This window comes from Caballeronia sp. LZ029, assembly GCF_031451275.1.
GTDB lineage: Bacteria > Pseudomonadota > Gammaproteobacteria > Burkholderiales > Burkholderiaceae > Caballeronia > Caballeronia jiangsuensis.
Genome location: NZ_JARUXO010000002.1, coordinates 924,583 through 937,375, shown reverse-complemented (window position 1 = coordinate 937,375; position 12,793 = coordinate 924,583). Strand labels below are relative to the sequence as shown.

General features: G+C 62.7%; 8 protein-coding genes. 7 read left to right on the top strand and 1 reads right to left on the bottom strand.

All coding sequences use genetic code 11. The annotated features are described in order from the left end of the window. The first annotated feature begins 172 nt into the window (after window positions 1–172). Entirely contained in the window at window positions 173–1,306 is a 1,134-nt protein-coding gene (locus QCE73_RS19060; RefSeq protein ID WP_309883032.1) for a glycosyltransferase, read from the top strand. Window positions 1,307–1,352: 46 nt separating this feature from the next. After that, complete coding sequence (gene asnB, locus QCE73_RS19055; protein WP_309883030.1) at window positions 1,353–3,377, top strand: asparagine synthase (glutamine-hydrolyzing); 2,025 nt, start codon at window positions 1,353–1,355, stop codon at window positions 3,375–3,377. Between the two features lie 329 nt (window positions 3,378–3,706). On the opposite strand, the gene QCE73_RS19050 is transcribed toward asnB, so the two are convergent. Further along, entirely contained in the window at window positions 3,707–4,837 is a 1,131-nt protein-coding gene (locus tag QCE73_RS19050) for a glycosyltransferase (protein ID WP_035500329.1), read from the bottom strand. A gap of 782 nt (window positions 4,838–5,619) precedes the next feature. On the opposite strand from QCE73_RS19050, the gene QCE73_RS19045 reads away from it, so the two are divergent. From QCE73_RS19045 to QCE73_RS19025, 5 genes are all read left to right on the top strand, one after another. Further along, complete coding sequence (locus QCE73_RS19045) at window positions 5,620–7,860, top strand: polysaccharide biosynthesis tyrosine autokinase (protein WP_035500330.1); 2,241 nt, start codon at window positions 5,620–5,622, stop codon at window positions 7,858–7,860. A gap of 94 nt (window positions 7,861–7,954) precedes the next feature. Next, the gene (gene tviB, locus QCE73_RS19040; protein WP_035500331.1) at window positions 7,955–9,232 is read left to right on the top strand and encodes a Vi polysaccharide biosynthesis UDP-N-acetylglucosamine C-6 dehydrogenase TviB; all 1,278 of its coding nucleotides are present in this window, start codon (window positions 7,955–7,957) and stop codon (window positions 9,230–9,232) included. Window positions 9,233–9,348: 116 nt separating this feature from the next. Next, window positions 9,349–10,560, top strand: a complete 1,212-nt coding sequence (locus QCE73_RS19035; RefSeq protein WP_035500332.1) for a glycosyltransferase family 4 protein — start codon at window positions 9,349–9,351, stop codon at window positions 10,558–10,560. Next, window positions 10,553–11,626: an SDR family oxidoreductase gene (locus QCE73_RS19030; RefSeq protein WP_309883025.1), complete on the top strand. Its 1,074-nt coding sequence runs from the start codon at window positions 10,553–10,555 to the stop codon at window positions 11,624–11,626. The genes QCE73_RS19035 and QCE73_RS19030 overlap by 8 nt, the downstream gene beginning before the upstream one ends. After that, window positions 11,623–12,789, top strand: coding sequence for a glycosyltransferase family 4 protein (locus QCE73_RS19025; protein WP_035500335.1), 1,167 nt, complete (start codon window positions 11,623–11,625; stop codon window positions 12,787–12,789). Before QCE73_RS19030 ends, QCE73_RS19025 begins: the two co-directional genes overlap by 4 nt. The last annotated feature ends 4 nt before the right edge of the window (window positions 12,790–12,793 follow it).

Sequence of the window (12,793 nt, the reverse complement as noted above, 5' to 3'; positions counted from 1 at the left end):
ATCGGAGACTGGAAGCCGCATCGGGCAATGTTTTGCGCCCGTGTCGCACAGATCGTCCGGCGAGGCAGCCCATCGCCATAAAACACACCCGTCAGCACCAGCATCTCCGCCAGCAGCGCGCGCGCCGGTTGCCTGGGGACGGGCCCATCGCAGAAAAACGGCAGCCGGGACCATGAAGCTTTTCCATGTCATCGTTGCGCTCAATGCGGACGGCGCTGAACGCATGCTTCAGCGCCTCATCGAGTCGCACATCGAAGATCCGCGGTTTCGTCACGTCGTCTGCTCGCTCACGACGACCGGCAAGGTCGGTGAAGAACTGGCCGCTCGCGGCATCGACGTGCATAGCCTCGGCATGCGTTCGCCGCTCGGCTTTCCGCGCGCGTTGTGGCACCTCGTGAAACTGATTCGCAAGGTGCGCCCCGACATCATTCAGACGTGGATGTACCACGCCGACTTTCTCGGCGGACTCGCGGGACGGCTCGCTGCGCACAAGCGCATCGTCTGGGGCGTGCGCACCACCGACGTGAAATCGGGCGGCTCGCGCGTGACCGTGCTGTTGCGCAAGATCTGCGCGTGGCTGTCGTACTCCGTGCCGCAGGCGATCGTGTGCGCGGCCGAGGCGTCGCGCCGGGCGCACGTGTCGGTCGGCTATGACGCGAGCCGCATGATGGTCGTGCCGAACGGATTCGATGTCGCGCGCCTTTCCGCGACGCCCGAGCAACGCGCCACGATCCGCCAGCAATGCGGATTCGAGGACGGCTCGGTCGTGGTCGGCATTCTCGGGCGCTTCCACCCCGTGAAGGATCATGAGAATTTCGTGCGCGCGGCGGGCATGCTCGCCGCGCGCCATCCCGGCGTGCGCTTCATGATGGTCGGCCGCGATCTCGACGCGAACAATCGCGAACTCGCGGACTGGATCGCAAAGACGGGATTCGCGTCGCGCTTCGTGTTGCTCGGCGAGCGGCGCGACGTGCCCGCGTGTCTGTCGGCGATGGACGTGTTCTGTCTTTCGTCGCGCACCGAAGGCTTCCCGAACGTGGTCGGCGAGGCGATGGCGATGGCGCTGCCATGCGTCGTCACCGACGTCGGCGATGCGGCCATGCTCGTCGCCAACACGGGCGTGGTCGTCGCGAAGGAAAACACCGACGCGCTCGCGGCCGGACTGTCCCGCGTCGTCGACATGACGCCCGACGAGCGTATCCGTCTCGGCCAGATGGCGAAGGCGCGCATCCACGCCGAATTCACGATGATGCGCGCGCGCGAGCGTTTCGAAGATATCTACCTGCGGCTCGTCCAAGAAAAGTGAGCATCGCATAAGCGTGGCCTCTGGCCGCATCTGAAGGAGAACGAACATGTGCGGTATCGTCGGCTTTCTGGGTGGTCGCGGCATCGGCCCGGGCGACTCGAAGACAACGGTCCGGAAGATGGCGCTTGCCATCGCCTATCGCGGACCCGACGACGCGGGCGACTGGACCGATGATCTGCGCGGCATCGCGCTCGGTCATCGCCGGCTGGCGATTCAGGATCTCTCCGCGGCGGGGCATCAACCGATGTCGTCGGGCAGCGGCCGTTATGTCATCGTCTTCAACGGCGAAATCTATAACCATTTCGATCTGCGCGAGGAACTGGAAGACACGCAGCGCGCGCCCTTCTGGCGCGGAAGTTCGGATACCGAAACATTAATGGCCGGCTTCGATGCGTGGGGCATTCAGGCGACTATCGAACGCGCTGTCGGCATGTTCGCGTTCGCCGTGTGGGATCGGCAGGAATGCCAGCTCACGCTCGCACGCGACCGGATCGGAGAAAAGCCCCTTTATTACGGATGGCAGGGGCAGGGCGAAGAAGCTGCGTTCGTGTTCGGCTCCGAACTCAAAGGGCTTCGCGAGCATCCCGCGTTCGAGAACAACGTCGATCGCGGCGCGCTGACGCTGCAGATCCGCCACGGCTGCGTGCCCGCGCCGTATTCGATTTTCGAAGGCATCTACAAGCTCGAACCGGGCAAGATGCTCACCGTGTCGCTCGAACGGCGTGAGCCGCGTATCTGGGCCTACTGGTCCGGCGTCGAGGCGGCAGTCAACGGTACTGCGCGTGGTTTTGCAGGTACTGCCGAGGATGCCGTCGAAGAGCTGGAGCACTTGCTCAGCGATGCGATCCGTCAGCAGATGCTCTCCGACGTGCCGCTCGGCGCGTTTCTCTCGGGCGGCGTGGATTCGTCGACGATCGTCGCGTTGATGCAGAAGCAGTCGTCGCGTCCGGTGAAGACGTTCACGATCGGCTTCAACGAAAGCGACTTCGACGAAGCGAAGCTCGCGAAGGCCGTTTCGGCGCATCTCGGCACCGAGCATACCGAGCTGTACGTGACGGCGCGTGAAGCGCTCGACGTCATTCCGCGTCTGCCCGAACTCTACGACGAACCGTTCGCGGATTCATCGCAGATCCCGACGTTCCTCGTATCGCAACTCGCCCGGCAGCACGTGACGGTGTCGCTGTCCGGCGACGCCGGCGACGAGCTCTTCTGCGGCTATCAGCGCTACCGCACCGCGCCGGACATGTGGGACAAGATGACGGTGCTGCCGGCGTCGTTGCGCAAGCTGGCGGCATCCGGCATCGTCGGGATCTCGCCCAAGCGCTGGAACAGCATGGCGGGGCTGATGGAACCGATACTGCCGTCGTCCCTGCGTGGCGTGAAAGTCGGCGACAAGCTCCACAAGGGCGCGCAATTGCTGTCGTGCCAGTCGCGCGACGAGGTGTATCTGCATCTGATGTCGCAATGGAACGACCCGGCGGCGCTCGTGATCGGCGGTCATCAGCCGCCTACGCTGATGACCGGCAACGCGCCGGCCTTCACCGGCCTCGACGACGTGCAGCGCATGATGGCGCTCGACATGATCACCTATCTGCCCGACGACATTCTCACGAAGGTCGATCGCGCCGCGATGGGCGTCTCGCTCGAAACGCGCGTGCCTTTCCTCGATCATCGCGTCGTGGAGTTCGCATGGCGCCTGCCGCAATCGATGAAGGTGCGCGACGGGCAAACCAAGTGGGCGCTGCGCCAGGTGCTCTATCGTCATGTGCCGCGTGCGATGATCGAGCGGCCCAAGCAGGGCTTCGGCGTGCCGATCACGCACTGGCTGCGCGGCGAGCTGCGCGACTGGGCTGAAGCGCTGCTCGACGAATCGCGGCTGCGTCGCGAGGGCTTCTTCGATCCGGAAATGGTGCGGGCGAAATGGCAGCAGCATCTGTCGGGCGAGCAGAACTGGCATCGGCAGTTGTGGAACGTGCTGATGTTCCAGCAGTGGCTCGAGCATCAGAACGCTTCGTCGATCCCGCTCTTCACGTCCCCCACGGCGGATCTCGCCGGTATTATGGCAAGCTGATATCGCCGGGCGGCGTTCACGCGCCGCTCATGACGATGTTTATGGCAAAAGGCCCTGGTCTAACGGACCAGGGCCTTTTTCTTTGCGCGCAGACTGGTGCGATGATCGAGGCGCCGTAGTCGTGCCGCGTTTCATGGCGGTCGGATATGTGCGGAGAGCGTATGCCGATGCGCGACTCATGGACGGCCGGCGCAGAGCGATAAAGGCGCGTGACGGAAAGCCCAAAGCCCAGCCCAAAGCAAAAAGGCCCCAGTCATATCGACCGGGGCCTTTCGCCTTTCTGCCTGCCATCTCCGGCGCGCATCGCGCCGGATTAACGTGACTTCGATTTACTTATGATGCGTCGTCTGCTCGGGCACGGCGCCGGGAACGACGGCCTGTCTGCTGCCCACGAGCCAGCGCGGCGTCTTGAACCGCACGATCGCGGTGTACAGCCAGACATACGCGACGACGAACACGGCCGCGGTCACCGCGAGCACCACCGGGTTGTGCCAGAAGAGCGAGGCCGGCACGATGCCGATCATGCTCAGCACCCACAGATACGGCGACGTGCGCGCGTTTCTGCGCTGGCGCTGTCGCGGATCGCTTCCTTTGCGCACGATACGCTTGAAGATCAGCGTATGCAGGTGGATGCCGTCAGGCGCGCCGACCGGCCGGCCGCGCACGATCCTGCGACGGTAGATCGAGAACAGCGTTTCGAAGAGCGGATAGATCGCGACGACCATCGCATACCACGCGCAGACGGTCGGGTGCCGGGCGACCAGCAGCACGAGCAGCTCAGCGATCGTGAAGCCGATGAAATACGCACCGCCGTCACCGAGGAAAATCGACGCAGCCGGATAATTCCAGATCGCAAAGCCGCCGATCGCGCCGATCATCGTGAGCGCGGTGCTCATCACGAGCAGGTCGCCGACTTCATGCGCGACATAACCGATCGAGCCGAAGATCAAAATCGACACGACCGCAGCGAGTCCGTTGAAACCATCGATGATATTGACAGCGTTGGTAAGCCCAGCGACCGCGAGCACCGTCAGGCCAATCGCGATAGGCGCGACGGACAGGATCGGATCGACGAGCGGCAGATCCACACGGCCGACCACGCCGTTGAGCAGAAACGCGCCGAGAAGCGCCGCCAGCATCGCACTCAGAAGACGCGCACGGACGCTGACGCGCTTCGTCAAATCTTCGATCACACCACTTCCAAATGCCGGCGCCGCACAGAGCAGCAGCAGCAGGGATTCGTCGCGAGGATTTCCCCCGAAAATCGCGGCGATGGGAAAGGTCACGCAAGCGGCGACCATCAGAGCGATGCCGCCGATCCTGGGGACCGGATGAGAATGGTTCTTCTGAACCCCGTTCAAATCATGATCCAGGGAGAGCGCCCCGTAGCGCCCCGCGAATCGAACTATAAGTAGCGTCATGCAGAAAGAACTGATGAAGCCAAGCGCAAGGTTTAACATTTTTTTCACTCACGAAGAGGGCGCATCTCTTTTCGAATATCAAAACCCGAAAGCGTATGGTAGGTACAACCCCTGTCATTGTCCACGCATTTATGGCGCTTTAATGTGTGAAACCGAGCCTACCGGGATTATATTGGGACTTCCCCCGATTATTCATACAAACGCGATTTTAATATCCCATAAAAACACGATTTTCATATAAAGGACTTAAAATCCGTTTTAAAAGAATCGCGCGTAGTCGGTGCGCAAGCCCACCTTCGCACGCAGATTTTTGAGGGGTCGGTACGTTTTGCCACGGAGGGGGCGCCTGGGGCCGTCTCTATGCCTAGCATAGGCCGGAAGAGGGCCCGCCGGTAGGCGAAAAAATGTCCGGAAATCGAACTCCGGCTAAACCGGCTTTCTTCATAAAATTAGCAGTTCGATTAAAAGCAATTATATGTGCGGTGCCGCGCATACAACAAGACCCGTTGTGATAATTTCCGATTTGCTCAAATGGCCCGCATACTAAATAAATTCTTAAAAGTGGGATATAGAACACTCGGTCGCGTTGAAAGGTTCGATAAACAACAAAAATCGTCTGTGGGAATTTCTCTTTTTTTGAGTCGTGTGTTTCAATACGACTGCAATGCCGGGGCGGGATATTAACGGCCCTGAATGCCGGCCTGAATTCAAGAATAAGGAAATGGTGTTTGCGCCCTTTTGGGTGCGCTGCAAGTGTTTCGATCCGCATCCGGTGCGCATACCGCGCGCCGGTCCCATAAGAGCCTGTAACGAGACGTTCCATGAAAGTTAAAAATCAGGCGTCAGCCGTAACGGCCGAGACCGACAAAGAGATCGAGCTCACGTCGATTCTCGAAACGCTGGGCCGTCACTGGAAGATGATCGCGACGACCGTGGCGGTCGTCTTCAGCATCGGGGTGGTGTACGCGTATTTCTCCGCACCGATTTATCAGGCAGGCATGCTCGTTCGAGTCGACGACTCGAGCAGCGCGCCGCCGACCGACTCACGCGACATGGTGAGGACCGCGGCCTCGATGTTCGACCAGCGGGCGACGGCCGAAGGCGAGATCCAGGTCATCGGTTCGAAGTTCGTGCTCGGTCCCGTCGTCGATGCACTCAAGCTGTATATCCAGGCCGCGCCGCATCGCTTTCCGCTCATCGGCGGGATGATCGCGCGCACCACCGACGAAACGTCCACGCCGGGTCTGTTCGGTCGCGGCGGTTACGCGTGGGGCGCCGAATCGATCGACGTGTCCGCGTTCGACGTGCCGAAGAAGTTCGAAGGCAAGGAATACACGCTGCGCTATCTCGGCAACGGTCAGTATCAGGTTCGCGGCCCGGGCATCGAAACGGGCGTCGGCGGTCAGACCGGCACCGTGCAGCGCTTCGACACGGAAGCAGGCCCGATCTCGCTGCTCGTCGGTTTCATTCATGGCGAAAAGGGCGTCGAGTTCGATCTCACCCGTAATTCGCGCGTGTCGGCCATCAATCGCCTGCAGAACTCGCTGACGATCGCCGAGCAGGGCAACAAGTCGGGCGTGATCAGCACGTCGCTGGAAGGCAAGGACCCGGTGCTCGTCGCGGCGACCATCAACGAACTCTCGCAGATGTACATCCGGCAGAACGCCGATCGTCGCGGGATCAACGCCGAGAAGTCGCTCGAATATCTCGAGCAGCAGCTTCCCGACGCCAAACGTCAGATGGAATCGGCCGAGGACAACTACAACGCGTATCGCAACAGCCGGACGATGTTCAATCCGGACGAAGAAGGCCGCATCGTCATGCAGCAGGCTTCGCAGGCGGACGCTCAGTTGCTCGACCTGAAGCGCCGCCGTTCGGACCTGGCCGTTCACTTCTCGCCGTCGCATCCGAGCGTGGTGGTGATCGATCAGCAGATCGCGGCGACCGAGAAGTACATCAACGACCTCGCGGCGCGCGTCAAGGCGATGCCGGCGGCCGAGCAGGGCGCGCTTCGCCTGCAACGCGACGTGCGTGTGAGCACCGATGTCTATTCGGCGTTGCGCAACAACATCGAAACGATGCGCCTCATCCGGGCTGGCCGCGTGCCGACCGTGGAACTGCTCGACCGCGCCGAAGTGCCCGAGCGTCCCGTCAAGCCGGTCAAGGCGCTGGTGCTCGTGATCGCGGCAGGTATCGGACTGTTCATCGGCATCGTGCTGGCTTTCGCTCGCGACTTCCTGTTCAAGGGCGTGCTCGATCCGAAGGAACTGGAATCGAAGACGGGCCTTTCGGTGTTCGCGACCATTCCGGACAGCGAACGTCAGAAGGAACTCGCGAAGCGTATCGCGGACAAGCGGCCGGAACAGCTCGCGCTCGCCTCGCGTTATCCGACGGACCCGGCTGTGGAAGGCCTGCGCATGATGCGCTCGTCCCTGCACTATGCGCTGATGGATGCGCCGAACAACGTGGTGATGCTGGCGGGTCCGCTGCCGGGTATCGGCAAGTCGTTCGTGTCGGCGAATCTGGCGACGCTCCTGGCCGCTGGCGGCAAGCGCGTGCTGCTCGTCGATTGCGACCTGCGCCGCGGCCACCTGAACCAGTACTTCGGCCTGCCGCGCGGCAAGGGGCTCGTGGATATCGTCAACGGCTCCAGCACGCTCGAAGAAACCGTGCATCGCTCGGTGCTGAACAACCTCGACTTCGTGCAGTGCGGCTTCTATCCGCCGGACCCGGCCGAGCTGCTTCTGTCGAACGCGTTCACGGAATCGGTGAGCCGCGCTTCGGAGGACTACGACATCGTGCTGCTCGACGCACCGGCCATCCTGGCGGTGTCGGACACGGCGATCATGGCGCCCGTCGCGGGTTCGATCTTCCTGGTTGCGCGTTATGGGGATACGCGCTCCGGGGAAATCTCGGAGTCCGTGAAGCGGCTCGAACAGTCGGGCGCAAGCGTGACCGGCGTGCTGCTCAACGGCTTCAAGGTGCATTACGGCAACTACGCCCAGGCGCGTCAGTACGGCGGCTACGCCTACGCTGCCTACAAGGCCGACAACGAAGACTAGAGCCTGACTCATCCGGCATACACTCGTGCTGGACCCCGAATCAAAAAGTAGTACTAAATAAACGTCCTGAGTCGTATAACGAGGAGAAGTGAATATGTTCTCGCCGCAAGAGTTGAAACTCGGCATCGTGGGCCTGGGCTATGTCGGCCTGCCGCTAGCCGTCGAATTTGGCAAGCGTCATCCTGTCGTGGGCTTCGATATCAACCGCGCACGCATCAACGCGTTGAAGGAAGGCCGCGATGTGACGCTCGAAGTCGACGATGCCGAGCTGGCCTCCGCGACGTTGATGCAGTACAGCGCCGAAGTCGAAGATCTGCGTAGCTGCACGGTCTTCATCGCCACCGTGCCGACGCCGATCGATCACTACAAGCGTCCGGACCTCTCGCCGCTGATCGGTGCGTCCACGACCATCGGCAGCGTGCTGAAGAAGGGCGATGTCGTCATCTATGAATCGACGGTTTATCCCGGCGCGACCGAGGAAGAATGCGTGCCCGTGCTCGAAAAGATGTCGGGCCTGAAGTTCAACGAAGACTTCTTCGTGGGCTACAGCCCCGAGCGGATCAATCCGGGCGACAAGTCGCACCGTCTGCCGGACATCAAGAAGGTCACGTCCGGCTCGACGCCCGAAGTGGCCGATTTCGTCGATGAGCTGTATCGCGGGATAATCACCGCGGGCACGCACAAGGCGAGCAGCATCCGTGTCGCCGAGGCGGCCAAGGTGATCGAGAACACGCAGCGCGACGTCAACATCGCGCTCATCAACGAACTCTCGATCATCTTCAACAAGATGAATATCGATACCGAATCGGTGCTGCTCGCGGCCGGCACGAAGTGGAACTTCATCCCGTTCCGCCCGGGCCTCGTCGGCGGCCACTGCATCGGTGTGGACCCGTATTACCTGACGCACAAGGCGCAGGCGATCGGCTATCACCCGGAGATCATTCTCGCCGGGCGCCGTCTGAACGACAGCATGGGCAACTACGTCGTCTCGCAACTCGTGAAGACGATGACCAAGCGCGAAATCGCCATCTCGGGCGCGCGCGTGCTGATCATGGGCCTCACCTTCAAGGAGAACTGCCCGGACCTGCGCAACACGCGCGTGGTCGACATCATCGCCGACCTCAAGGAATACGGCGTCCAGGTTGACGTGTACGACCCGTGGGTGTCGAAGGAAGAGGCGCATCACGAGTACGGCATCGATCCGATCGACCAGCCGGCGAAGGGCGTCTACGACGCGATCGTGCTCGCCGTGGCGCACCGCCAGTTCGCCGATGAAGGCGCGGACGGTATCCACGCTTACGGCAAGGCGAAGCACGTGCTGTGCGACCTCAAGTACATCCTGCCGCCCGAGGCGAGCGACATGCGTCTCTAAGGCTCGGTGGCATCGGGTTCAGCCGATGCAGGCCGTCGCACAACATCGCCGCGGTTCGGCTCCCGAAAATTCGGGGGTTGCCCGCGGCGATGTCAACCGGACCTTCGGAGTTCGCAATGAAGATGCCCAAGGTAGTTCTGTACGCCAACACCGATTGGTATCTATTTAACTTTCGCCTTTCGTTCGCTCGCAAACTGCGCGATGCGGGTTTCGAAGTCATTCTGTTATCACCGGACGGCGAATACGGCCCGAAGCTGCGCGATCTCGGTTTTCGCTGGCACGCGGTGCCGATGAACCGTCGCAGCCTGAATCCGCTTCGCGAACTGGCGCTCGTGCTGTGGCTCGCGCGCTTCTTCCGGCGCGAAAAGCCGCAGCTCGTGCATGGCTTCACGATCAAGAGCGCGGTGTACGGCTCGTTCGCGAGCAAGCTCGCCGGCGTCCCCGCGCGGGTGAACGCGGTCGCGGGCATGGGCTACGTCTTCACGAGCCGCGACCTCAAGGCGCGTATCCTGAAGCCGGTCGTACGCCAGGTGATGCGCACGGCGCTGAACGGCCGCGACAGCATTCTCGTCCTGCAGAATCCGGACGACATCAAGCTGTTCGAAGCCGCGCGCATCGTCGAATCGAAGGGGATCCGCCTCATCAAGGGATCGGGCGTCGATCTGACGCGCTTCAAGGTGCGCGAGGAGTCGCCCGAGGACGCGGTCAAGCCGCTGCGCATCCTGCTGGCGGCGCGGCTCGTGTGGGACAAGGGCATCGAGGAATATGTGGAGGCGGCGCGCATGCTGCGGCGCGAGAATCGCACCGTGCGCTTCCTCCTCGCGGGTTCGCCCGATGACGGCAATCCGGCGTCGGTGAGCACGGCGATGGTGCAGGGCTGGGTGAAGGAAGGGCTCGTCGAATGGCTCGGTCATGTGAGCGACATGCCGAAGCTTTTCGCCGAAGTGGATGTGATGGTGCTGCCGAGCTATCGCGAAGGCTTGCCGAAAGCGTTGATCGAGGCGGCCGGCTGCGCGCTGCCGCTGATCACGACGGATGCGCCGGGCTGCCGCGAAGTGGTCAGCGAGTCGGGCGTGGATGGCTTGCAGGTGCCGGTGCGTAATGCCGGCGCGCTCGCCGACGCGATCCGCCAGCTCGACGATGACCGCGCGCTCGCGAGAAAGCTGGGCCTCGCCGCGCGGGAAAAGGCACTGAAGAATTTCGACGAACGCATCGTCATCGAGAAGACGCTGGCCGTGTATCGCGAGCTGGTGCCCTCGATCGCGATAGAAGGCGAGCGCCGCGAACACGCCGCGCCCGTCGGTAATCTTGGAGACTTTCATGTCTGATCGTTACGAATCGATCCGCCAGCAACTGACGCGCACGCCGCGCAAGTGGCTGATCACCGGCGTCGCCGGGTTCATCGGCTCGAATTTGCTCGAAGCGCTCCTGAAGCTCGACCAGGAAGTGGTCGGGCTCGACAACTTCGCGACGGGTCATCAGCGCAATCTGGACGAAGTGCGCTCGCTCGTGACGCCCGCGCAATGGGACCGTTTCAGCTTCATCGAAGGCGACATCCGCAATCTCGACGATTGCCGCGCCGCGGTGAAGGGCGCCGCCCACGTGCTGCACGAAGCGGCGCTCGGCTCGGTGCCGCGTTCGGTGAACGACCCGATCACGACGCACGAAGTGAACATCAGCGGCTTTCTGAACATGCTGGTCGCCGCGCGCGACGCGAAGGTGGAAAGCTTCACCTACGCGGCGTCGAGCTCGACCTACGGCGATCATCCGGGTCTGCCGAAAGTCGAGGATCGCATCGGCCAGCCGCTTTCGCCCTACGCGGTGACGAAGTATGCGAACGAACTGTACGCATCGGTATTCGCGCGCACGTATGGCCTGAACGCGATCGGCCTGCGTTACTTCAACGTGTTCGGCAAGCGCCAGGACCCGGACGGCGCATATGCGGCCGTGATTCCGAAGTGGACCGCCGCGCTCATCGACGACGAGCAGGTGACCATCAACGGCGACGGCGAAACGAGCCGCGATTTCTGCTTCATCGACAACGTCGTGCAGATGAACATCCTCGCGGCGCTGTCCGATGACGAGGCGCGCAACCAGGTCTACAACGTCGCGGTCGGCGATCGCACGACGCTCAATCAGCTCTATGACGGCCTGAAGCGCGTGCTCGCCGAGAACGGCGTGCTGAACGACGGCAGCCCGGTGTACGCGCCGTTTCGCGCCGGCGACGTGCGTCATTCGCAGGCCAACGTCGACAAGGCCGCGCAACTGCTCGGCTACGCGAACGCCATTGCGCTCGCCGACGGTCTCGCGATCGCGATGCCCTGGTACATCCGCTTCCTTTCCGGACGGCGGCTGGAGCCGGTCGAAGCCGAAATGGCGACGAGGACCGCATGAAGATCGTCGTTTTCATCTACTCGATGCACGGCGGCGGCGCGGAGCGTGTCACCGCCAATCTCGCGAACGAGTGGGCGGCGCTCGGCTGGGAAGTGACCGTCGTCACGCTGACAGCCGGTGAAGGCGACGTCTATCCGTTCCATCCGGGCGTGAAGCGCATCGAGCTGGGGCTTGCGGGCGGCGTCGAAGGCGGCGGCGTGCTGCGCACGGCGCTGTCGAACCTGAAGCGCGTGCTCGCCTTCCGCAAGGTGCTGCGCGAGACGAAGCCGACGGTCGCGCTCGGCGTCATGGCGACTGCCAACGTGCTCGCAGTGCTCGCGGGCATCGGCCTGCCGTACAAGATCATCGCGAGCGAGCACACGCATCCGCCGAGAGCGCCGCTCACGCCGTTCTGGGAACGTCTGCGGCTTCTCACGTATCGCTTCGCGGACAAGGTCGTCGCGCTCACCGACGAAACCCGCGAATGGATCGAAACGCATTGCCGCTGCACCGACGTGAAAGTGATTCCGCCGCCGTTCACGCTGCCGATCGCGAGAACGAATCCGATGATCGAACCGCGCAGCGTCGTCGGTGACGAGCGGCGTGTGTTGCTCGCGGTCGGCCGGCTGTCGCCGGAAAAGGGCTTCGACAGTCTCATCGACGCGTTCAGGAAAATCGCCGGCTCGCTGCCGCAATGGGACCTCGTGATCGTCGGCGAAGGTCTTGCGCGTGCGAGCCTCGAACGGCGCGTCGAGGAGGCGAAGCTGCACGGCCGCGTGTTTCTGCCGGGTCGCGCGGGCAACGTCGCGGACTGGTACGAACGCGCGGATCTCTACGTGCTGAGCTCGCACTTCGAAGGCTTTTCGATGACGCTCGTCGAAGCGATGGCGAGCGGCTGCGCGGCCGTGAGCTACGACTGCGATTCCGGGCCGCGCGTGATCGTCACGCACGGCATGAACGGCCTGCTCGTGAATCCCGTCGGCGATGCAAGCGCGCTCGCGAAGTCGCTCGAAACGCTGATGCGGGACGACGCCGAACGTCATCGCATGGCGTTGTGCGCGACCTCGGTCAACGACACTTTCGCGCTGCCTAAGACCATCGCGCTGTGGCAGGAAGTGTTCGAAGAGTCGGGCGTGAAGGTTCCGCTGCGCGCGGACCTGCGCGTGCCGGTTGCCGAGCGATAAGGAG